This window comes from Pseudomonas sp. SID14000 (genome assembly GCF_002165135.1).
In the GTDB taxonomy this organism is placed as follows: domain Bacteria; phylum Pseudomonadota; class Gammaproteobacteria; order Pseudomonadales; family Pseudomonadaceae; genus Aquipseudomonas.
In genome coordinates this window covers 31,826-53,120 of record NZ_NFZQ01000010.1, presented here as the reverse complement: position 1 = coordinate 53,120, position 21,295 = coordinate 31,826, and the positions used below count along the sequence as shown (strand labels likewise).

Annotated in this window: 18 protein-coding genes; 6 read left to right on the top strand and 12 right to left on the bottom strand. The window is 63.2% G+C overall.

Annotated elements, in window-relative coordinates:
- Positions 1 to 48 precede the first annotated feature (48 nt).
- Complete coding sequence (locus tag CAY82_RS16190) at positions 49 to 1,434, top strand: aldehyde dehydrogenase family protein (protein ID WP_087502112.1); 1,386 nt, start codon at positions 49 to 51, stop codon at positions 1,432 to 1,434.
- Positions 1,435 to 1,469: 35 nt separating this feature from the next.
- Here the strand turns inward: CAY82_RS16190 and CAY82_RS16185 are convergent, their stop codons facing one another.
- Together CAY82_RS16185 and CAY82_RS16180 are read right to left on the bottom strand one after the other, a co-directional pair.
- Entirely contained in the window at positions 1,470 to 3,380 is a 1,911-nt protein-coding gene (locus CAY82_RS16185) for an AAA family ATPase (RefSeq protein ID WP_087502111.1), read from the bottom strand.
- A gap of 188 nt (positions 3,381 to 3,568) precedes the next feature.
- The gene (locus tag CAY82_RS16180; protein ID WP_087502110.1) at positions 3,569 to 4,468 is read right to left on the bottom strand and encodes a helix-turn-helix domain-containing protein; all 900 of its coding nucleotides are present in this window, start codon (positions 4,466 to 4,468) and stop codon (positions 3,569 to 3,571) included.
- A gap of 183 nt (positions 4,469 to 4,651) precedes the next feature.
- Here CAY82_RS16180 and CAY82_RS16175 point away from each other — a divergent pair, with 183 nt between their 5' ends.
- The 4 genes from CAY82_RS16175 to CAY82_RS16160 all read left to right on the top strand — a co-directional run bounded on the left by CAY82_RS16175 (position 4,652) and on the right by CAY82_RS16160 (position 9,382).
- The gene (locus tag CAY82_RS16175; protein WP_063914126.1) at positions 4,652 to 6,010 is read left to right on the top strand and encodes a glutamine synthetase family protein; all 1,359 of its coding nucleotides are present in this window, start codon (positions 4,652 to 4,654) and stop codon (positions 6,008 to 6,010) included.
- A gap of 190 nt (positions 6,011 to 6,200) precedes the next feature.
- A complete protein-coding gene (locus CAY82_RS16170) occupies positions 6,201 to 7,289 on the top strand; it encodes a polyamine ABC transporter substrate-binding protein (RefSeq protein ID WP_087502109.1) in 1,089 nt (362 codons plus the stop codon).
- Between the two features lie 13 nt (positions 7,290 to 7,302).
- Positions 7,303 to 8,598 carry an FAD-binding oxidoreductase gene (locus CAY82_RS16165; protein WP_087502108.1) on the top strand — a complete coding sequence of 432 codons (1,296 nt, stop codon included), beginning with the start codon at positions 7,303 to 7,305 and terminating at the stop codon, positions 8,596 to 8,598.
- A 106-nt stretch (positions 8,599 to 8,704) separates the two neighbouring features.
- Positions 8,705 to 9,382: a DUF3313 domain-containing protein gene (locus tag CAY82_RS16160; protein ID WP_087502107.1), complete on the top strand. Its 678-nt coding sequence runs from the start codon at positions 8,705 to 8,707 to the stop codon at positions 9,380 to 9,382.
- A 140-nt stretch (positions 9,383 to 9,522) separates the two neighbouring features.
- On the opposite strand, the gene CAY82_RS16155 is transcribed toward CAY82_RS16160, so the two are convergent.
- Positions 9,523 to 10,899, bottom strand: a complete 1,377-nt coding sequence (locus CAY82_RS16155; RefSeq protein WP_087502106.1) for an L-serine ammonia-lyase — start codon at positions 10,897 to 10,899, stop codon at positions 9,523 to 9,525.
- Positions 10,900 to 11,046: 147 nt separating this feature from the next.
- On the opposite strand from CAY82_RS16155, the gene CAY82_RS16150 reads away from it, so the two are divergent.
- The gene (locus CAY82_RS16150) at positions 11,047 to 11,988 is read left to right on the top strand and encodes a LysR substrate-binding domain-containing protein (protein WP_087502105.1); all 942 of its coding nucleotides are present in this window, start codon (positions 11,047 to 11,049) and stop codon (positions 11,986 to 11,988) included.
- Positions 11,989 to 12,321: 333 nt separating this feature from the next.
- Here the strand turns inward: CAY82_RS16150 and CAY82_RS16145 are convergent, their stop codons facing one another.
- The 9 genes from CAY82_RS16145 to CAY82_RS16105 form a co-directional block, all read right to left on the bottom strand.
- Positions 12,322 to 13,743, bottom strand: a complete 1,422-nt coding sequence (locus CAY82_RS16145) for an undecaprenyl-phosphate glucose phosphotransferase (protein ID WP_087502104.1) — start codon at positions 13,741 to 13,743, stop codon at positions 12,322 to 12,324.
- Positions 13,744 to 13,917: 174 nt separating this feature from the next.
- Entirely contained in the window at positions 13,918 to 14,670 is a 753-nt protein-coding gene (locus CAY82_RS16140; RefSeq protein WP_087502103.1) for a WecB/TagA/CpsF family glycosyltransferase, read from the bottom strand.
- On the bottom strand, positions 14,670 to 15,857 hold the full coding sequence (locus CAY82_RS16135) for a glycosyltransferase family 2 protein (protein ID WP_087502102.1): 1,188 nt from the start codon (positions 15,855 to 15,857) through the stop codon (positions 14,670 to 14,672). Before CAY82_RS16135 ends, CAY82_RS16140 begins: the two co-directional genes overlap by 1 nt.
- Positions 15,854 to 17,056: a glycosyltransferase gene (locus CAY82_RS16130; protein ID WP_087502101.1), complete on the bottom strand. Its 1,203-nt coding sequence runs from the start codon at positions 17,054 to 17,056 to the stop codon at positions 15,854 to 15,856. Before CAY82_RS16130 ends, CAY82_RS16135 begins: the two co-directional genes overlap by 4 nt.
- Before the next feature lie 58 nt (positions 17,057 to 17,114).
- Entirely contained in the window at positions 17,115 to 18,119 is a 1,005-nt protein-coding gene (locus CAY82_RS16125) for a VirK/YbjX family protein (protein ID WP_087502100.1), read from the bottom strand.
- Positions 18,120 to 18,205: 86 nt separating this feature from the next.
- A complete protein-coding gene (locus CAY82_RS16120) occupies positions 18,206 to 19,180 on the bottom strand; it encodes a glycosyltransferase family 2 protein (RefSeq protein WP_087502099.1) in 975 nt (324 codons plus the stop codon).
- 5 nt (positions 19,181 to 19,185) lie between these two features.
- The gene (locus CAY82_RS16115) at positions 19,186 to 19,710 is read right to left on the bottom strand and encodes a serine O-acetyltransferase (protein ID WP_087502098.1); all 525 of its coding nucleotides are present in this window, start codon (positions 19,708 to 19,710) and stop codon (positions 19,186 to 19,188) included.
- 8 nt (positions 19,711 to 19,718) lie between these two features.
- A complete protein-coding gene (locus tag CAY82_RS16110; RefSeq protein WP_087502097.1) occupies positions 19,719 to 20,675 on the bottom strand; it encodes a glycosyltransferase family 2 protein in 957 nt (318 codons plus the stop codon).
- A complete protein-coding gene (locus tag CAY82_RS16105; RefSeq protein WP_087502096.1) occupies positions 20,668 to 21,285 on the bottom strand; it encodes an acyltransferase in 618 nt (205 codons plus the stop codon). Before CAY82_RS16105 ends, CAY82_RS16110 begins: the two co-directional genes overlap by 8 nt.
- Positions 21,286 to 21,295 lie beyond the last annotated feature (10 nt).

The following is a 21,295-nucleotide window of genomic DNA, read 5'->3' as shown; positions in this document are numbered from 1 at the left end:
GCCCACTAGTCTGGCGTCACGGATCAACAACAACGAGAGTTTCCCGCCATGAGCGCGATCAGCAGCCTGACCCACGCCATCTCCCTCGACCCGTACAGCGGCGAGCAGATCGGCGCCTACCCGTTCGACACCGACACCGCACTGGAAGCGGCGCTGCAACGTGCCAAGGTTGGCTACCGCCAGTGGCGCCAGGTGTCGCTGGGTCAGCGCAGCGAGTACCTGCTTGCCCTGGCCAACACCCTGGAAACCAAGGCCGAAAGCTTTGCGCAAATGATCAGCCACGAAATCGGCAAGCCGATCGCCCAGGCTCGCGGTGAAGTCAGCAAGTGCGTCGGCCTGTGCCGCTGGTACGCCGAACACGGCCCGGCCATGCTCGCCCCCGAGCCGACCCAGATCGAGAAAGCCCGCATCGAATACCGCCCGCTGGGCCCGATCCTGGCCGTGATGCCATGGAACTTCCCGGTCTGGCAGGTACTGCGTGGTGCCGTGCCGGCGATCCTGGCCGGTAACACCTACGTACTCAAGCACGCGCCGAACGTGATGGGCAGCGCCTACCTGCTGGGCGAGCTGTTCAACGATGCCGGCCTGCCGGAAGGCGTGTTCGAAGTGCTGAACGTAACCCCGGACGGCGTCACCCGCGCCATCAACGACCCACGCATCGCTGCCGTGACCCTGACCGGAAGCGTGCGTGCCGGCATGGCGATTGGTGCACAAGCCGGCGCCGCGCTGAAGAAGTGCGTGCTGGAGCTGGGCGGTTCCGACCCGTTCATCGTGCTGGCCGATGCCGACCTGGACGCCGCAGTAAACGCTGCAGTGATCGGCCGCTACCAGAACACCGGCCAGGTTTGCGCTGCGGCAAAACGCCTGATCGTCGAGGAGAGCATCGTTGACGAATTCACCCGCAAGTTCGTTGAGGCCACTCGCGAGCTGAAGGTCGGCAACCCGCTGGAAGATAGCACCTACATCGGCCCCATGGCCCGTTACGACCTGCGCGATGAGCTGGATGGCCAGGTCCAGGCGACCATCGCCGAAGGGGCCACCCTGCTGCTGGGCGGCCACAAGGTCGATGGCATGGCCAACTTCTACGCGCCGACCGTGCTCGCCAATGTCACCTCGCAGATGACCGCGTTCAAGCAGGAGCTGTTCGGGCCGGTGGCGGCGATCATCAGCGCACGGGATGCGGAGCATGCAGTGCAGCTGGCAAACGACAGCGAATTCGGCCTGGCCTCGACCATCTACACCGCCGACTACGCACTGGCCGAGCGCATGACCGCGGCGCTGGATACCGGCGGCGTGTTCATCAACGGCTATTGCGCTTCCGACCCCCGCGTGGCCTTTGGTGGGGTGAAGAAGAGCGGCTTCGGGCGTGAGCTGTCGCACTTTGGTGTGCGTGAGTTCACCAATGCCCAGACGGTGTGGCTGGACCGTAACTGATTGGCAATTGGGGCTGCAACGCAGCCCCAAATACTTCAATCCCGAACCTGGTCCTTGACCCAGTCCAGCATCCCCCCCGGCACGATCAATTCATGCCGCGCCCGCGAACAGGCGGTATACAAGCCCGCCAGCATCCGCGCCCGCTCATTGCGGTTCCCCGCCACCTGCGGCACCACCATCAGTTCCGGCGACACCATCACCCGGGCGAACTCCATGTTCTTCACATCCCGCACCCGCCCCAGGAACAGCTTGGGCGCCTTGTCCCAGCGGTAACGGCTCTTGGCCCTGGCAAAGTGCTCCGGCGTGTAGCCCTTGCGCAGCATGTTGGCCACGGCAACGAACGCCTTGTCGTCACCCTTGTCCTGCTCCAGCGCCTGCCAGCTGGCATAGCGGAACAGCATCGGATGTCGTGGCCGGGTGCCATGGCGGTACAGCTCGATGCAGTCCTCGACGAACAGTTCGAAGTCCTTGCGTGCACTTTTCAGCAGCACGAACGGCACGCCCTGGTGGGTCAGGCGCTGGAACCAGCCAAACAGGCCCCATTCATCGTCGACGATCAGCGCCGTGGGCTGTTCCGGCACGCTAACCGTATCGAAGAAGCTGACCCGGGTGTAATGCTCGGCACTGCCACTGAAGGCTGCCTGGATCACCGCCGGGTGTGCCTGGATCAGCGGGTTGAGCACGTTGTCCATCGCTGGCCCGGCCCGCAGTGAGTGGTCGATGTAACGCTGGCGGATAAAGCTGCCATGGTGCGCGCTGAGCCCGTTGAGGTTCTGCAGCTCGTCACCCAGGGCAATGATCGACTGCGGGCTGCGGTCGAGCACGGCAAGCATCGGTGCCGACAACTCGTGGGCCTCGTCGACAATGACATGGGTGTAGCGGCTATCGATCACATAATCGGTCAGCGACAGCAGTTTGACCCGGTGGTAGTCGCGCACCGGCAACTGGATTTCCCGTGCCGACGGGCGAATCAACTCCTGCCAGTACAGCCGTGCCTTTTCCAGCAACACTTCCTGGTCCAGCGGCGTGGTCCCCGGCCCGGCCCAGGGCAGGTGGTGCAATTGCAGCTGGGTATCGGCGCTGTGGCAGAACGTACGCACTGCGCGGATGCACAAGGCGACCACATCGCGCGCGGCGAGCGGGCCGATATCAGGAATGGCGAGCCAACGCACCACCTGCGCATCCTGCGGGCGCCACGACAGCTTGGTACGGTACGGATCGCGCAGGCGCCAGCCGTTGCTGGTGAGGTCGCGGTTAAGCAGTTCGTCGGCCAACTGGCCGAAGGTCAGCGCGGTATAGGCGGCGGCGTCCTTGACCCGTGCCTGCAGGGCGCGCAACTGGCCTTCGGTCAAGGCCAGCAACAGCGTGCGCTGCGGCTCGAGCAGGCGGGCGAACTGATGAATCAGGAAAGTCTTGCCGGTGCCGGCAAAGCCCTGTACCGCCACCGACTCGTCGATACCGCTGAGGAATTCGCGCAACAGGCGGTTCTGTTGGTCGCTAAGCATCAGGTCGCTTGCCAGGGACGGCAGGTACACCGGGTGCAGCGGGGTTGCCCGCTGGCGGTAGCTGTCAGCGAACTGGAAGTTCCACTGGCCCTCGGCGTCCAACAACTCGTCAGCCTGGTACTGCACCTCGGTCGACAGCAGTGCGATACCGTTTTCGCCCAGCATGCCCAGGCCCATGGCGAAAGCTTCGCGATCGAAGTGCTGCGCCACCTGGCTCTGGAAGCGCCCGGGGGCGGCGCTTTCGACCTCGTTGGCAATACGCACGATTTCGGCAAAGCGGCGCTCCTGCGCATCCGCCGAGGCGGTGGCGGGCTGGCGCGGCAGGTTTTGCACGAACAGCACTGCGGCAGCGTCGAGGACGCTGGCGGTGGTGAAGAAGTCGGGGGTGGGCTCGCTGGCGAGGCGGTCGGCCTGGTCGCTGGGCAATGGCAGGTAGAACATCGGCACCTCGGGTGGAATCAGGGCGGCACGATAGCAATTTTCGCGGTGGAATGCTGGGCTGTGTATGTCTGGGCCTGCCTCTTCGCGGGTGAACCCGCTCCCACAGGGACCTCACAATGCCTGGCCCCGAGGTGATCCTGTGGGGAGCGGGTTCACCCGCGAAGAGGCCAGTAGCTACACCACCAAATTCAGCCCCTGCCCCGCTTCAAGGTCTCGCTGGGAAACTCCTTGAACAATTGCCGGTAACTCTCTGAAAACCTTCCCAAATGCCAGAACGACCAACGCATCGCCACTTCGGCGACGGTCACGCCACCGCCACGCAACAGATCGCGCCGCGCACCGTTCAGCCGGCGCAGGCGCAACCAGTGCGCCGGTGGCATACCGGTAAACGCCTTGAACGCCTGTTGCAACTGACGCAGGGAAACGCCGGCAACATCCGCCAGTTCCACCAGGTTCAGTGTCTCTTCCGGGCAGTCAGCCGCCCACTCACTCACCCGGCGCATGATCGCCCGTTCCTCGTCACGCCGCTCCAACGCCACGCCCTGCAGGCGCTGGCAGGCGTTGTCGAGGATGAACAGGCAGTCCTCCAGCAGTTGCTCCGCCAGGGCCTGCCCCTGCAGCGGGCAATCGGCTTCGCCAAGCCGGGTCAACGTTGCGCTCAGCCAGCTGCCGAACAGCGCGTTCTGCCCGCTGCCCAGCGGCACCATGAACAACCCCTCCAGGCGCTGCAGGTCAAGCCCATGGCGGGCGAGGAAGGCCTGGTCGAACACCACCGCCACTTCCTGATAGTTCTCTGGTGTGATCCAGATGTTGCGGCTCTGTTCGTTCAGCAGGTACAGGCTGTTCTCGCTGCGGTCGAAGCAGAACGCCAGCGAACCGCTCGGCGCGCGGAAAAACTGCTCCACCCGGGTGTTCAGCCGCTCCTCGTATACCTCCACCCCATCCAGCCCCAGGCAACGCAGTTCGCCGCTGAAATGCCCGGGCGACATTTGCCGGTACTGCTGCTGCCAGCCAGGGGTGGCACGTACCAGTTCGCTAACGTCGGTAGTGTGGAAAGCCTGGACTTGCAGGGCATTGGCGGTTGTCACGCGCGGTCCTAGTTGCACTCTTTTGGTGCATTCATTTCCGAAGAAAGTGGATAGATCAGCCTTGCAGGCTGCGACCAAGATAGTCTCCAGCGCGTCACCTGGGAAGCGCGACGCCTTCGAAACCGTGCAACGGTTTACGCCGGCACGCTCGCTCCCCCACTAAAACCCAACCAAGAGGTCTGTATGAACGCCCCCTTCGATCAGCTGTCCACCTGGCTGAAAGAACACCGGATCACCGAAGTCGAATGCGTGATCAGCGACCTGACCGGCATCGCCCGCGGCAAGATCGCACCCACCGCCAAGTTTCTTCACGAGCGAGGCATGCGCCTGCCCGAGAGCGTGCTGCTGCAGACGGTCACCGGCGACTACGTTGACGATGACATCTACTACAACCTGCTCGATGCCGCCGACATCGACATGGTCTGCCGCCCCGACCCGGCCGCGGTGTACCAGATTCCGTGGGCAATCGAGCCCACCGCGATCGTGATCCACGACACCTTCGACAAGCAAGGCAACCCCATCGAGCTGTCGCCGCGCAACGTGTTGAAGAAGGTGCTCAAGCTGTATGCCGACAAAGGCTGGCAGCCGATCGTGGCGCCGGAGATGGAGTTCTACCTGACCCAGCGCTGCGAGGACCCGGACTTGCCACTGCAGGTGCCGCTGGGGCGTTCCGGACGCGCCGAAAGCGGTCGCCAGTCGTTCTCGATCGATGCCGCCAACGAATTCGACCCGCTGTTCGAAGATGTCTACGACTGGTGCGAGATCCAGGGCCTGGACCTGGACACGCTGATCCATGAAGACGGCCCGGCACAGATGGAGATCAACTTCCGCCATGGCGACGCCCTGGACCTGGCCGACCAGATAACCGTGTTCAAGCGCACCATGCGTGAAGCGGCGCTCAAGCACAACGTGGCCGCCACCTTCATGGCCAAACCGATCACCGACGAGCCAGGCAGTGCCATGCACCTGCATCAGAGCGTGGTCGACATCGCCACCGGCAAGCCGATCTTCGCCAATGAAGACGGCAGCATGAGCCAGCTGTTCCTCTACCACATCGGCGGTTTGCAGAAGTACATCCCCAAGCTGCTGCCGATGTTCGCGCCCAACGTCAACTCGTTCCGCCGCTTCCTGCCGGACACCTCGGCACCGGTGAATGTCGAGTGGGGTGAAGAAAACCGCACCGCCGGCCTGCGCGTGCCCACCTCAAGCCCCGAGGCGATGCGCGTGGAAAACCGCCTGCCCGGCGCCGATGCCAACCCGTACCTGGCCATCGCCGCCAGCTTGCTGTGCGGCTACCTTGGCATGGTCGAGCGCATCGAACCCAGCGCACCGGTGCAGGGCCGAGCCTACGAGCGGCGCAACCTGCGCCTGCCCATCACCATCGAGGACGCCCTGCAGCACATGGAAGACTGCGAGACGGTGCAGCAGTACCTGGGCAAGCAGTTCGTCCAAGGTTACGTGGCGGTCAAGCGCGCCGAGCATGAGAACTACAAGCGCGTGATCAGCTCGTGGGAGCGTGAATTCCTGATGCTGAGCGTGTAATCACCTTCCAAGGCATACACAGAACCTGTAGGAGCAGCCTTGCGCTGCGAAGGGGCCAATACAGCCACAGTAGATCTTTTGCCCTACCGGCCTCTTCGCAGCACAGGGCTGCTCCTACAAGGTTATGAGTCTCCTGTGGGAGCGGCCCCTATATACAGAACGCCAAGAACAAGACCAACGAGGTGTCCCCATGCGTCATCTGCAAGCCCTGATCCCCGCCGCATTCACCCTGCTGTTCGCCACCACCACCCAGGCCACTCCCTCGGTCAGCGTATACAACTGGACCGACTACATCGGTGACACCACCCTGACCGACTTCCAGACCAGCAGCGGGATCAAGGTGGTCTATGACGTGTTCGATTCCAACGAGACCCTGGAAGGCAAGCTGCTGGCCGGGCGCACCGGCTATGACGTGGTGGTGCCATCCAACCACTTCCTCGCGCGCCAGGCCCAGGCCGGAGCCTTCCTGCCGCTGGACCGCAGCAAGCTGCCGAACTGGCAGCACCTGGACCCAAAGCTGCTCAAGCAGCTTGAACAGAACGACCCCGGCAACCAGTACGCCGTACCCTACCTGTGGGGGACTAACGGCATTGGCTACAACGTCGACAAGGTCAAGGCGGCCCTGGGCGTCGACCATATCGATTCATGGGCGGTGCTGTTCGAACCCGAGAACCTGAAAAAGCTCAAGCAGTGCGGCGTGGCGTTCATGGACTCGCCCGACGAACTGTTCCCGGCCATGCTCAACTACCTGGGCATGGACCCACGCAGCGAAAAACCGGCCGACTACGCCAAGGCAGAAGCCCGCCTGCTCGAACTGCGCCCCTACATCACCTACTTCCACTCCTCCAAGTATGTCTCCGACCTGGCCAATGGCGATGTCTGCTTGGCCTTCGGCTACTCCGGCGATGTGTTCCAGGCCGCCAACCGCGCCGTGGAGGCGAAAAACGGCGTGAAAGTCGCCTACAGCATTCCCAAGGAAGGCAGCAACCTATGGTTCGACCTGCTGGCCATCCCCAAGGACGCCAACAACCCCGAACAGGCCCTGGCATTCATCAACTACCTGCTCGACCCCAAGGTGATCGCCAAGGTCAGCACCACGGTCGGATATGCCAACGCCAACCCCGATGCCCAGGCCTATATGGATGCGTCACTGGTGAACAACCCCGAGGTCTACCCACCCCAGGACGTGCTGGACAAGCTGTACATCTCCAGCACCCCAAGCCCGAAGATCATGCGTGTCATGACCCGCTCCTGGAGCAAGATCAAGTCCAACCGCTGAGTCGAGAACGCCCATGTCTTCCACTACCCAACACACCGCTTCGTACTATGCCGCCACAGCACGCAATGCGGCGCCCTACCCCAGCCTGGATGGCGAACTGACCGCCGACGTGTGTGTGGTCGGCGGCGGTCTGACCGGGGTCAATACCGCCCTGGAACTGGCCGAGCGCGGGCTCTCGGTGGTACTGCTGGAAGGCCGGCGGATCGGCTGGGGCGCCAGCGGTCGTAACGGCGGCCAGCTGATTCGCGGCATCGGCCATGACGTCAGCGGTTTTTCCCGGCATGTCGGCCAGGACGGCGTGCATTACCTGAAGCAGGCCGGTATCGATTCGGTGGCGCTGGTGGCCAGCCGCATCGCTCGGTACGGCATTGCCTGCGACCTGCGCTGGGGCTTCTGCGAACTGGCCAACACACCTGCGCAGTTCGCTGCTTTCAAGGACGAACAGGACGACCTGGCCGCACTCGGTTATCGCCCTGAAACCCGCCTGGTCAGTGCCGACCAGTTGCATGAAATCGTCGCCAGCGACCAGTACGCCGGCGGCCTGGTGGACATGGGCTCGGGCCACCTGCACCCGCTCGACCTGGTTCAGGGCGAAGCTCGCGCCGCCCACGGCCTGGGCGTACGCATCTTCGAGCAAAGCCCGGTGCTGCGCATCGAACACGGCCCGAGCGTGACCCTGCTCACCGCCCGCGGCAAGGTGCGGGCAAGCAGCCTGGTGCTGGGCTGCAACGCCCACCTCGATGAACTGGAGCCACGCCTGAGCGGCAAGGTGCTGCCGGCCGGCAGCTACGTGGTGGCTACCGAGCCATTGCCCGAAGCACTGGCCAGCAGCCTGATCCCGCAAAACATGGCGTTGTGCGACCAGAAGGTCGGCCTGGACTATTACCGCCTTACGGCAGACCGGCGCCTGCTGTTCGGTGGCGCCTGCCATTATTCCGGTCGCGACCCCAAGGACATCGCCGCCTACATGCGGCCCAAGGTGCTGAAGGTGTTCCCGCAACTTGCCAACGTGCGTATCGACTACCAATGGGGCGGCATGATCGGCATCACCGCCAACCGCTTCCCCCAGGTCGGGCGCCTCAGCCAGCACCCGAATGTGTATTACGCCCAGGGCTATTCCGGGCACGGGCTGAACGTGACGCACTGGACGGCGAAACTGCTGGCCGAAAGCATAGCGCTTGGCCACAGCCGGGGGCTGGACGTCTTCAGCGCCGTACCACATCTGACCTTCCCCGGCGGCAAGGCACTGCGCTCACCGCTGCTGGCGCTGGGGATGTTGTGGTATCGATTGCGGGAGGCGCTGGGTTGAGCCGCAAGTTTTACCTTTTCACAAAGGATTGGAACCTACCCACTGGCCAACTGTCACGCACCTGCTAGCGTTGTTCTGGCCGACCTATCATGGATGCATTTTCATCATGAAATCATTGCCCCGCATTACCCTGTTGTGCGCCGCACTGCTAACCATGGCCGCCTGCTCCAGCAATCGCGTGGACCCCAAGGACTATTCCGGCTTCCTCAAGGATTACAGCCGGCTGCAGGAAACCAAGAGCCCGTCGGGTGACCCGGTGATGCGCTGGATCGACCCCAAGGTCAACGTCAACCAGTACAGCCAGGTGTTCATCGAGCCCAGCCAGTTCTACCCAAAGCCGCAGCCGACGGAGGTCATCTCGACGCAGACGCTGCAGGACATCACCCGTTACTTCAACGAAGCGCTGCGCCGTGAGATGGGCAGCGTCGTACCGCTGGCCAAGGGCCCCGGCCCGGGTGTGATCGTGGTGCGTCCGGCCATTACTGCCGTGTCCACCAGCAACGAGGGCCTCAAGCCCTATGAAGTCATTCCTATCGCGCTGATTTCAGCCGGCGTGAACACCGCCATGGGCGGCCGCGACCAGGAGGTGGATGTCGGGGTGGAGGCTGCGTTCCTCGATGGTTCCAGTCAGAAAGTGCTGGCCCAGGTCGTGCGCAAGGGCACGGGGCAGGAACTGGAGAACAAGACCACGAAGCTGACCCTGAATGACGTCAAGCCGGTGCTGGATGGCTGGGCCAAGGACATGCGCGCCAGCTTCCTGGAAGCGAAACAGAAAGCCCGCTAAAGCCTCACTGGTCCATGTAGGAGCGGCCTTGTGTCGCGATGGGGCGCGGAGCGCCCCCAGATCCTCGGATTCAAGCTGAAATCGCTGGGGCTGCTTTGCAGCCCTTTCGCGACACAAGGCCGCTCCTACAGTTGACCGCATCAACATTCGACGAAGGCAACGGCCAGGCCGCCGCGCGAGGTCTCCTTGTAGTTGGCATGCATGTCCGCCCCGGTATCACGCATGGTGCGGATCACCCGGTCAAGCGAGATGAAATGCTCGCCATCCCCACGCAACGCCATCTGTACGGCGTTGATCGCTTTCACCGCTGCAATCGCATTGCGCTCGATGCACGGCACCTGCACCAGGCCACCCACCGGGTCGCACGTCAGACCAAGGTTGTGCTCCAAAGCAATCTCGGCCGCGTTTTCCAGTTGCGGCGGTGTAGCACCCAGCACCTGGGCCAGGCCGGCAGCGGCCATCGAACAGGCCGAGCCCACCTCGCCCTGGCAGCCAACCTCGGCCCCGGAAATGGACGCGTTCTTCTTGCACAGGATGCCGACCGCCGCCGCTGCCAGCAGGAAGTCCACCACGTCCGCGTCGCACGCGCCCGGGTTGAACTTCATGTAGTAGTGCAGCACCGCCGGGATGATGCCAGCCGCACCATTGGTAGGCGCCGTGACCATGCGCCCGCCGGCGGCGTTCTCCTCATTCACCGCCAGGGCGAACAGGTTGACCCACTCCATGGCACTGAGGGTGGAACCGATCACGTTGGGCTTGCCCAGCTCCTGCAGGCTGCGATGCAGCCGCGCCGCACGGCGCTTGACGTGTAACCCGCCAGGCAGGATGCCTTCGTTGCGCAAGCCGTTGTCAACGCATTCACGCATGGCCGCCCAGATCCGCAACAAGCCCTCACGCACCTCGGCCTCCGGGCGCCAGGCACATTCGTTGGCCATCATCAGCTGCGCCACACTCAGGCCATGGGCCTTGCACAAGGCCAGCAACTGCGCAGCACTGTCGAACTCGTACGGCAACACCACCGCATTCGCTTCGACTGCTGGCGCATCGATCTCGGCTTGCTCGACGATAAAGCCACCGCCCACCGAATAGTAGGTCTGGCGCAACAGGCTGCCCTGCCCGTCCATGGCTTCCAGGCTCATGGCATTGGGGTGGTACGGCAGGTTCTCGTCGAGCAACAGCATGTCGCGGCTGTAGTCGAACGCCAGCGGGTGGCTACCATCGAGCATCAGGCAGTGCTCTTGCATCACCTGGCCAATGCGCGACTCGATAGTGGCCGGGTCGATACGGTCCGGCCACTGCCCCATCAGGCCGAGCAGGCAGGCGCGATCGGTGGCGTGGCCAACCCCGGTGGCCGACAGCGACCCGTACAGCCGCACCTCGACACGGGTTGCCCGGGCCAGCAGCCCTTGTTCGCGCAGGGCCTGGGCAAAAGTAGCCGCCGCCCGCATCGGGCCGACGGTGTGGGAACTGGACGGCCCGATGCCGATTTTGAAAAGGTCGAAAACACTGATAGCCATGCTAATGCCTGACCGTACCCCGGGTATGACGCCGCAGCACGGTTATCTAGAAAAATTGAGCGGTATTGCGATTTTGCGCGATACTGCCGCGCTAGCTCACGGATGACCAACGAAACTTCCTAAGCAAGGCTTTAGTGGTACTAAACGATGCGACGACAACTCAATGGCCAGATGTTTGTGTGGCTGCATGTATTCGCCTGTGCGGCCCGGCACCTGTCCTTCACCCGCTGTGCCGAAGAGCTGCACATCACCCCGGGCGCAGTCAGCCAGCAGATGCGCCAGCTGGAAGAGCGCCTGGGCTACCGGCTGTTCCTGCGCCGGGCACGCGGTGTGGAGCTGAGCGCCGAAGGGCAACGCCTGGCGCAGACGGTGGCCGAAGCCTACGGCAGCATCGAAGCCGAACTGCTGCGCCTGGACGCCGGTGAAATCCGCGGCACCCTGCGCCTGCGCTCGATCCCGTCGTTTCTGGCCAAATGGCTCACGCCCCGCCTGCCGCGCTTTCAACAACGCTACCCGGACATCGAGCTACGCCTGGTGGCCGAAGACAGTGCCCAGGCGTTGACCCCGGGCGATTTCGATCTGGCCATCGACCTGAACGATGGCAGCTACCCCGGCATGCTCTCGACGCCGCTGCTGGACGAGCAGATCTTCCCCGTGTGTTCCCCTACCTTGCTACGGGGGCGCCCGCCACTGCACGGGCCGGCGGACCTGGTGCACTACCCGCTGCTGCATGACATCACGGCCTGGCGCGGCAGTTCGGAATATGCCGAATGGGAGTACTACCTGGAGGGCATCGGCGCCGCTGGCCTGGATGTGCGACGCGGGCACACCTTCAACCGCAACCACCTGACCATCGAGGCGGCGATTGCCGGCATTGGCGTTGCGATTGCCCGGCGCACACTGCTCAACGACGAACTGGAGCGCGGTGCGCTGATCGTGCCGTTCGGGGTGCCGATCGCCAATCACAAGCGCTATGTGGTGCATTACCCGCCGGGTGGGTTGAACCAGCCGGGGGCACGGGCGGTGCATGACTGGCTGGTGGAGGAAGCACGGGGGTTCAGGGAGCTGCACCCGCTCACGAAGGTATAGATTGGTGAATGCCTTGAGCCTTGTGGGGGGGCGAAGATCGAGCGCCGCCCGCGCGGCGCTTCGCGGGGCAAGCCCGCTCCCACATTTGTTGCAACGTGCCGAACCTGTCAGGCCATGGTTGCCAGCCTTGTTGCCTTGACGCGGTTTCCCGGCTGGCGCTACCGCCGTCTCGGCAGTCTCAAACTCTCCACCAAAGCAGGCAACGCCTCTCCCACAGGCATGGCCACGTTGCAACAAATGTGGGAGCGGGCTTGCCCCGCGAAGCGCCGCGCGGGCGGCGCTCGATCGCATAGGCAATGCAGTTCTCACGGCAAGCGCCTCGCAGCATTTGTCTCAGTAAGCCTGCTTGCCAGTAAACGCATTCAACGTGCGCACCAGAATCACGAAATCCAGCCACAGCGACCAGTTGTTGATGTACTCGATGTCCGAGTCCACCCGCTGGATCATCTGCTCGATATCCTTGGTCTCGCCCCTGAACCCGCGCACTTGCGCCAGGCCGGTCATGCCTGGCTTGATGTTGTGGCGGGCAAAGTAGTCGACGATGTCCTGCGAATACAACGTGTCATGTTGCAACGCATGCGGCCGTGGCCCTACCAGCGACATCTCCCCGGTCAGCACATTGAACAATTGCGGCAGTTCATCCAGGCTGGTACGGCGGATAAAGGCGCCAACCCGGGTCAGCCGCGGGTCGTTCTTCTGCGCCTGCTTGACCACACCCTCTTCCGGCTGGTGGACATGCATGCTCCTGAACTTCCAGATGCGGAATGCTTCCCCGGTCCAGCCGGTACGTTCCTGGCGGAAGAACACCGGGCCGCGGCTATCGAGCTTGATGGCCACTGCAACGGCCAGCAACACCGGCGATGCAACCAGCAGGATCAGCGCCGCCAGCACTCTGTCCTCGAGGTTCTTCAGGAACAGGCTCATGCCCGTCAGCGGTGTTTCCGACAAGGTCAACACAGGAATGCCGGCAATTTCCCGCACGCTGTGGTTGATCAGGCGCAACGAGAAGATATCCGGCACCCAGTTCACCGCAATGCACTTGTCGAGCAACTTGAAATAGACATCGTTGATGACCTCGGAACCGCCCAGCGGGGTCACCAGGTACACCGTGCGGATGCCGTAGCGCGCCACGATATCGTCGAGTTCGGCAATATGCCCGAGCACCGGCAGGCGCTGCTTGCCTTCGGCACCTTCGCGCCCCGGCTCATCGGCCTTGGCGATCAGGACGCAACCCAGCACACGCTCGCCGAACCAGGGGTTGTTGCTGATTTTCTGATACAGGAAGTTGGCAAGGTCGCCGGCGCCAATGATCAAGGCGTTGTCCAGGCGTGCATGGGCGGTAAAGCGCTTTTGCAGTTCACGCACGGCAAAGTGCAGGAATAACTGGGCGATGTAGCCAATGATGAACAACTGCACGACCAACAGCCGCGAATAGGTTTCACTCTGTTTGGTAAGGAAGGCCATGACCACCAGGAAGCAAAAGGTTGCCGACCAGGCCTTGAACAGCCGGAAAGCCTTGATGGAAAGCCCGACGTTGGTACGGTAGATCGCATAATGGTCGTAGATGACTGCCAGTGCGCCAATCAGCAACAGCAGCATGATCACGTAATCGGAAGTGATGTAGCCAAACTGGTCGTAGATCAGGTACCAGGCAATACCGGTGACTGCAATTCCATCGAGGCCGGCCTGAATGGCGTTACTTACGCTGCTTCTTCTCTGCAGTAAGGAACGACTGCTTCTGGGTTCGAAAACCATTTCAGACCTCATCGATTTGCGCACAGCAGGTGCCTTCGATCAAACAGCCAGTCCTGACAACAGCTCATGCAAAGCCAGTGAACCAGAACCGTGCAGCCCAAGCCCCTGATCTCACTGTAGCAGCCACCCGCCATCAGTGTGCCCGGAATCACCACCCACGCAGATCTGGCCGACTCAGACGGTGCGCCGAGTCGCCCCCCCGCCCCGGCTATACAGCAGGGTACGCAGCAGGAACAACGGGTTGCCCACCACATAGCGCATGAACAAGCGCTTCGGCTCGCGTAATAGCCGGTACAGCCACTCCCCGCCCAACCGCCGCAGCCACTCGGGCGCCCGGCTGACCTTGCCGCCGAGAAAATCCAGGATCGCGCCGCCGCACACGATCAGGCACGGCCCGCCTGTGGCCACCAGCCTCGCCGCCACAGCCTCCTGCCTGGGCATCCCCATGCCCAGCACGATCAGCTCCGGTTGCTGCTCTCTGGCCAGTTGCAGGTAGGTATCGACGCTGGCAAAGCCATCGTGAACCGACACCGGCACCACTCCGAACAGGGCTGCACTGCGCTGCACGGCCTGCTCCAGGTAAGGTTGCCGGGTGCCCCAGAACGCGACCCGCCGACCACGGTAGGCAGCCATGAGCCTGGGAATGAAGTCGGTACCGTTCATGTTGAACCCGGGTTCAAGCCCCAGCCGGCGATACAGGATCGCCATGCCGGAACCGTCGCGCAGCAGCACGTCAGCCGCAGACAATGCCTGGTGGTACGCGCCATCGCGTACCACCAGATTCATTGCATGGGCATTGACGAAGCCCAGCACGGTCGGAGTTTGCGGGGTGGTCAGCCTGTCGAGCAGGCGCTGCGCGGCAGCGGCATCAGCCACCACTTCGAGCTTGCCTATAAGGGTATTCCAGCGTTTCTGCCACTCAGCCATCAGTCTTCATCCCGTTTCGAACGTACCCATTCAACCTGGCGTTTGATCAGGAACCCCAGATACAAGGGGACCTTCCTTACAGCGTAAAACGGCGCGTACAGCAGCACGGAAAAGGGGATCAGTTCGCGGCAGAAGCGCGCCCAGGCCAGCACGACGGCAAGGCCCAGCAATGCCAGCGCGCAGAGGGCGATCCACGCAGGTACCGCCAGGCCGAACAGCAGGTACGCCAGCCAGGCCACCAGGTTCAGCCCGAGCAGGGCCAGCACCAGCAATGCCAAGGGAGGCACCAGCAGGTCAAGGGTCATGGCCAGCAAGCTACCGTTACGCTGGGTGATTGCGGCCAGCGCACGCCTGGGCGCGTCGGCCAGTATCAAACCCAGGTGCCCGTGTTCCCAGCGGGTGCGCTGGCTACCCAGGCCTTGCTGGCTGGCAGGGAACAGGCTGCTGACCACGGCGTCGGGGCAGAACACCGGCGGCTTGCCTTGCTGGCACAGGTCCAGGCCCAGCTTCAAATCCTCCACCAGGTGCCCGTTGGCCAGATCGATCAAGTTCAGGTCACGCCAGCCGAACGCCATGCCCGCGCCCATCAACTGGCAAGGCAGGCCCAGCCGGGCCCAGCCACGCGGGCGTACCAGGTTCTTGACCCGCCAGGCGAACTCGGCAACCTGCACTTTCAGCCCAGCCCCTGCCGGTGCGCGCATCAGGTACAGCGCCTGCACCGGGCGAGCGACCTCACGGTAGCGCCGCGCCAGGCGCTCGATCGCACCCTCGCCCACCTGACAATCGGCATCCACCACGATCACCACCTCGGGCGGCTGCTCAGCCAGGTGGCGCACACCAAAGTCCAGTGCGTAGCCCTTGCCGCGCAACTGCGCGTCGTGACGTTCCACCACTTCGGCACCGGCCTCACGCGCCAACTGCGCAGTGTCGTCAGTGCAGTTGTCCGCCACCACCAGCAAGCGGTCGCCAGGCCGCAACTGTGGGGTAATGCTCGCCAGCGTGGCACGAATGATCGAAGCCTCGTCATGGGCTGGCACCAGCACTGCCACCTGCGGACGAGCATTGTTACCCGACGGTTGCGCGCGCGCCGGCAGGCAGGCCATCAGCACTTGCACCAACAGCAGCAGCACCGGCAACAGGACGATGGCCGCCAGCATGCCCAGTAACCAAGCCAGTACACTCATCATGCGGATGCCTTGAAATAACCGGCCAGCCGGGCCGCCTCGGTATCGATGTCATGCCGTTGCAGCACATATTGGCGGCCAGCCTCGCCCATGCGCTGCAGCACTTCGGCAGGTTGCGCCAGGCAGTCGGCCATGGCCACCGCCAGCGCGTCCACGGTGCCGGCGGGGAACAGCCAACCGTTCTCGCCCGGCCGCACCAGCTCGGGAATACCTGCCACATAGGTGGTCAGCACTGGCCGGCGCAAGGCCATGGCCTCCATGATCACCACCGGTAAACCCTCGGCAAAGCTGGGCAGCACCAATGCGCGGGCAGCAAGTATTTCCTCGCGCACCTGTGCGCTGCTGATCCAGCCGGTGATGCGCACCTGCTGCTGCAAGCCGTACCGGGCAATCAACGTCTCGATCTGCCCACGCATCTCACCGTCGCCGGCCAGCACCAGCTCGAAGGCGATCGACCGTGCGGCCAGCACGCGCGCGGCCTCGAGCAACAGCAGTTGCCCTTTCTGTTCGCACAGGCGGCCTACGCACACCAGACGCGGCGCCGTGGGCACGCTGACCGGCGCCACTTCATGGAAGCTGCGCTCAAGGCCGCAATGCACTACCTTCACCTTGGCCCAGTGGTCGTGTGCCACCCAACGAAACAACTGACTGCGCCCGTACGAGCTGACCGCCGCGACAAAAGCGGCACGCCGTACCTTCTCGCCCATGTGCAGGAACTGTGGCTTGTCGAACTCCTCCGGCCCGTGCACGGTAAAGCTGTAGGCTGGCCCGCCCAGCACATTGGCCAGCATCACCACCTCGGTGGAATTGGTGCCGAAATGCGCGTGCACATGTTCTGCCTCGCCTCCTTGCAACCACTGCAGTACCTGGCAGGCCTCGGCCAGGTAGACCAGGTGGTAGGGCCAGGCGCGGTCGGCCCGCAGGCCAAGGCGCATGGCCAGCCACAGCGCCTGGAAGAACCGGCGCGGCTGTGTGCGCAACACCTGCCAGGTCGGTGTCAGCAAGCCCTTGATGCCACTTTGCAGCACATAGCGGGTCTTGTCCCGTTCGCTCGTGTCCTCAGCGTCCTGCAATTCGGTGTCCCACCCGCGCAGGGCAATACGTTGCACCTCTACCCCCTGGCGCTCCAGCGCCAGGATCTCGCGGCGGATGAAACTGTGGCTGACCTTCGGGTACTGGTTGATGAAATAGGCAATGCGCATAGGAATCCAGATCAAGACCCGCGTGATGAAACTTCAGACCTGCCTCGGCAGCCAGCCGTTACTTCAGGCTATCGACTACCGGCGGTCGGCGCCTCGCCGATGCCGCCTCGTCAGGTACATCCCCCTGCTTCCCTTGTAGTCCAAGGTTGTGACCGCTGCCTGGCAACGCTGCCTGCAAGCGGGCGAAAACATCGTCGAGCAATGCCTGGCGGCGGCGGTACATCGCCCGTTTCTTCGCCGGGATGTCCTGTTCCGCCCGCTGTGCCGCTGCCAGCGGGAGGGCAAAGAAGTCCGCATGGTTCGAAGCGGTAGCGCCGTGCTCCAGCCAGATCACGTCATAATTGGCCGCCAGGTCCTGGCCTTTGTCGTTGCCAAAGTACGGGTGTCGATGGTGGCGGCAGGCATCACTGACTGCGTACAGGTGCGCCACGTCCAGGGTCCGGGCCAGGCACTTCAACGCCTCGAGCAGCAGGCTGCGGGGGCGTAACCCCTCGAAGTCCTTGGTCAGGTCGCGGTAGATGGCCAGCGAGGTTTCGCTGTCGATACCCTTGTGAATGCCCTGCACGGCACCGATGAACAGGCACAGTTCGCCCTGGCAGCGGCACAGGCTGAACGCCAGGGAAGCTACACGCAGGTCGCTTTGGAACAGGTTCAATACCAACTCGCCTTCGCGCTTGAACCAGACCGGCCGGTCCAGGACCAGGCGACAGCCCGGCGAATGGCCGTACAGCTCGCACAACGTCAGGCTTTCGTCCCGCCCCAGCAGCAACATCCCCGGGAACTGCCCGGCCAGCACTTCGAAGTGCGAAGCCACCACCTCCAGGCGTTGGGGGGCTTCCCAGCATTTGCTGAGGTAAGGCCACTGCACGACACCGATGCAATCCACGCCCAGCCGCTGCAGACCTTGCCGACCCAGCGCCGCCGTCATGCGCTGCAGAAACGCATTCAGCTCAGGCCATTGCCTGGCAATCTGCAGCGTCAATTTGTACTTGTTGTTCAGTGCCCGCAACGAATAGCCCGGTTGCAAGGTAAACACGCTTTTCAAGATCGTGCCGAGCATCATTGGGCCTCTTTCTCATAGAACTGCACATAACTTATTGAATTAGCGGGGGCCCTGTGGGAGCGGACTGCTTGCGAACTCAGTTTTCTTCACTTGTACTCGATCAACGTCGATTTGCCGGCCGCGACGCGGTGGCGCAAGAACTTCAGCTGCCCAAGCATTTCCGGGAACTTGCCCAATACCAGGAACACTGCCTGTAGCCAGTTCTCCCGCACCGACTTGCCACCACGGCAGGCCAGGCGTACGGCCTGCAGCGGGTAGACCAACAGCAACAGCAGGCCCCAGCCGCCCACCAGCAGGCAGGTCAGCACGATCACCATGGGTATGCCCAGGCCCCACAGCCAGGCCCGGCGCGATTCGCGCAGCCAGTGCCGTTCCGGCGGCTGACCATGCAGGTAAACCCCCTCGGCATAGGCATGGCCGGCGCGCAGGCTACGCCGCCACCATTGGCTGAAATGGGTCATGGCGGCATCGTGCAGGGTCATCTCGGCGTCCAGGCGCCAGACCTTCCAGCCCTTTGCCCGCAGACGCACGCACAGTTCAGGCTCTTCTCCGGCGATCAGCTCTGGGCGGAAGCCGCCGACGGCGGCGAAGGCATCTACCCGCATCAGGGCATCGCCACCACAAGCCTTGGCCTCGCCGATGGGGGTGTCCCACTCCAGGTCGCATAACAGGTTGTACACCGACCGCTGTGGGAAGCGCTCGCGTCGGCGGCCACACACCACTGCCACTTCAGGATGCTGGTCGAGAAATGCCTGGCCCGTGACCAGCCAACCGGCATCCACCTCACAATCGCCATCGACGAACTGCACCAGGTGCATCGACGGCAGCAGGCGCTGCAAGGCGGCAAAGCCTTCGTTACGTGCGCGCGCGGCGGTGAAAGGGATGCCCATGTGCAGCGCCAGTACCTCCACCCCCAGGCTGCTGGCCAAGTGTGGTGAACCATCGGTGGAGCCAGAGTCGACGTACATGACCTTGTCCGCCCCCAGCAGCGAACGCAGGCAACGCTCCAGGCGCAGGCCTTCGTTGCGGCCAATCACCACCACACCGATCCCGTTCGCCATGGGCCTCACTCCACGGGCGCCGTGGCGGCCGGTTGCCTGGCCTTGATGATGGCCGGCACTCCTACCGCCAGCGAATTGTCCGGCACATCCTCCAGCACCACGGCATTGGCACCGATGATGACGTTGTTGCCGATGCGGATACTACCCAGCACCTTGGCCCCGGTGCCGATATCGACGTTGTTGCCGAACACTGGTGCAACCGGTTCATTGACGTTCTTCAGGCCCACCACCACGCCGTTGCGGATGCGACAGTCATCGCCAAACCGGGCATAACCGCTGATGACGATGCCGCCAAAATGGTCGATGACGAAGTTGCGGCCGATCACCGCTTCGCACGGCAACTCCACACCCGTGATGATCTGCACGAACTTGAACAGAATTCTATAGATGAGCGAAAACAGCTTGCGCAGCAGTGCCGGGCGAACGCCATAACGCCAGCGACCAAAGCGGTACACCAGCAATACCCAGAAACCTTGGGCGGCCCAGTCGCCCCCATGGGCACGCAGGTCGGCACGTAGATTTTCGAACATGGCTCCCCCTACCTTGTCGGTTGGCTGGCGTACCGGGTCTTGAACAACAGTGACCAGGTCGCCCGGCAGTGACGCCAGCAGGCCTGTATTGCGCCCCGGCCGCGTCGTTTCAACAGCGCCTTGAGTGCCAGCACCAGGTCGCCCAGGGTGACCAGCAGCATGTGCAGGGCAAGGCCCGCCAGCCCGTGATGCTTACGGAAGTACAGCAACTCGCTTTCGATCTGGCAGGACGAGATCTGCCGGCTGGCAGCCTCCAGTTCGGCTACGGACTTGGAGCTTTCCCCACCGATGTGAACCACCGTGGTGTGCGGGTAGAACACCACTTTCCAGCCCGCTTCCTTAACCCGCTTGCAGTGATCTACCTCCTCGTAATAAAGAAAGTAGCGCGGGTCGAACAGGCCTACCTGGTCAAGCACTTCGCGGCGCACCAGGTAGAAGCAGCCAGGCAGCCAGTCGCACTCGCGGACCGAAGCGTGGTCCCAGTTCATTTCGTCGACCATCTTCAAGCCCGGGAAGAAACGCCCCAGCCCGGTACGCCCGACGAACACGTTGAGCGGCGTGGGGAAATAGCGGCAGCTGGGCTGCAGGTCGCCCTCGCGGCCCTCCAGGCGCACCCCCAGCACGCCGCACTGCGGGTGGGCATCCATGTAGTCGAGGGTTTTCTGCAGGGAATCGGCGGCGACGAAGGCATCGGTGTTCAGCAGCAAGGCGTACTTGCCCTTCAGGTGCGCCAGCAACTGGTTGTTGGCCCGGCCGAACCCCACGTTCTGCTTGTTGCTCAGCAGCAGCGCTTGCGGGCAGACCTCGGCCATACGCTGCAGCGAGTCATCCACCGAGGCATTGTCTACCACCAGGTAATTGGCCAGCCGTTCACTGTCGGCCCGGCGCAACGCATCGAACATCGGCTGCAGCAAGGAAGCGGTGTTGAAGTTGACCACCATGACATCAACCGGTTTGCTAGCCATTGTTGCCATCCCCGAAGAAGTACTGGCGCCTTTGCGCCATCAGCAGCGGCTCCAGCTGCGGGTCGTAGGCGCCATTGCGCTGCTTGACCAGGTCGATCCACGGGTAGGCTTCGCAACGTGCCTCGACCCGCTTGATCAACGCCTCGGTGGTGCAGATGAACTCTGCCGGGTTGCCACCAAACACCGTGCCCGGCGGCACGTCCTTGGTCACCACGGCACCGGCGGCCACGATCGACTCAGGCCCGATGGTCACGCGGGGCATGACGATCGCTCCGTGGCCGATGAAGCAATTGTCCTTGATGTCGATGAAACCGACCGAGTCCAGGTGCTTGCCAAAGCGATGTTCAATCAGCAATACCACCCCGTCATGACCGATCAGCGTGCAGTCGGACAGGCCCACACTGTTACCGATGCGAACCAGCGAAGGGTCGAGGAACTTGCAGCCTGTATTGACATAGAAGTTGCTGCCTACCGAGTGAAAGTTGCCCCAGCGGGTAAGGTAGGCCCCCCACTCAAGCCCTGAAGGTTTGCAGAACTTCCTGTAGAACGAGCTTCCTCGCCCCGTTGCATGGACATAGCGCGCCACTGCCTTGCGTATCCATCCCTTCATGTGGCCAACC

What these genes read in the sequence shown, in the direction of transcription:
- CAY82_RS16190 (WP_087502112.1), top strand. Translation starts at nt 49, where the DNA reads ATGAGCGCGATCAGCAGCCTGACCCACGCCATCTCCCTCGACCCGTAC.
- CAY82_RS16185 (WP_087502111.1), bottom strand. Translation starts at nt 3,380, where the DNA reads ATGTTCTACCTGCCATTGCCCAGCGACCAGGCCGACCGCCTCGCCAGC.
- CAY82_RS16175 (WP_063914126.1), top strand. Translation starts at nt 4,652, where the DNA reads ATGAACGCCCCCTTCGATCAGCTGTCCACCTGGCTGAAAGAACACCGG.
- CAY82_RS16170 (WP_087502109.1), top strand. Translation starts at nt 6,201, where the DNA reads ATGCGTCATCTGCAAGCCCTGATCCCCGCCGCATTCACCCTGCTGTTC.
- CAY82_RS16165 (WP_087502108.1), top strand. Translation starts at nt 7,303, where the DNA reads ATGTCTTCCACTACCCAACACACCGCTTCGTACTATGCCGCCACAGCA.
- CAY82_RS16160 (WP_087502107.1), top strand. Translation starts at nt 8,705, where the DNA reads ATGAAATCATTGCCCCGCATTACCCTGTTGTGCGCCGCACTGCTAACC.
- CAY82_RS16155 (WP_087502106.1), bottom strand. Translation starts at nt 10,899, where the DNA reads ATGGCTATCAGTGTTTTCGACCTTTTCAAAATCGGCATCGGGCCGTCC.
- CAY82_RS16150 (WP_087502105.1), top strand. Translation starts at nt 11,047, where the DNA reads ATGCGACGACAACTCAATGGCCAGATGTTTGTGTGGCTGCATGTATTC.
- CAY82_RS16145 (WP_087502104.1), bottom strand. Translation starts at nt 13,743, where the DNA reads ATGGTTTTCGAACCCAGAAGCAGTCGTTCCTTACTGCAGAGAAGAAGC.
- CAY82_RS16140 (WP_087502103.1), bottom strand. Translation starts at nt 14,670, where the DNA reads ATGGCTGAGTGGCAGAAACGCTGGAATACCCTTATAGGCAAGCTCGAA.
- CAY82_RS16135 (WP_087502102.1), bottom strand. Translation starts at nt 15,857, where the DNA reads ATGATGAGTGTACTGGCTTGGTTACTGGGCATGCTGGCGGCCATCGTC.
- CAY82_RS16130 (WP_087502101.1), bottom strand. Translation starts at nt 17,056, where the DNA reads ATGCGCATTGCCTATTTCATCAACCAGTACCCGAAGGTCAGCCACAGT.
- CAY82_RS16125 (WP_087502100.1), bottom strand. Translation starts at nt 18,119, where the DNA reads ATGATGCTCGGCACGATCTTGAAAAGCGTGTTTACCTTGCAACCGGGC.
- CAY82_RS16120 (WP_087502099.1), bottom strand. Translation starts at nt 19,180, where the DNA reads ATGGCGAACGGGATCGGTGTGGTGGTGATTGGCCGCAACGAAGGCCTG.
- CAY82_RS16115 (WP_087502098.1), bottom strand. Translation starts at nt 19,710, where the DNA reads ATGTTCGAAAATCTACGTGCCGACCTGCGTGCCCATGGGGGCGACTGG.
- CAY82_RS16110 (WP_087502097.1), bottom strand. Translation starts at nt 20,675, where the DNA reads ATGGCTAGCAAACCGGTTGATGTCATGGTGGTCAACTTCAACACCGCT.
- CAY82_RS16105 (WP_087502096.1), bottom strand. Translation starts at nt 21,285, where the DNA reads ATGAAGGGATGGATACGCAAGGCAGTGGCGCGCTATGTCCATGCAACG.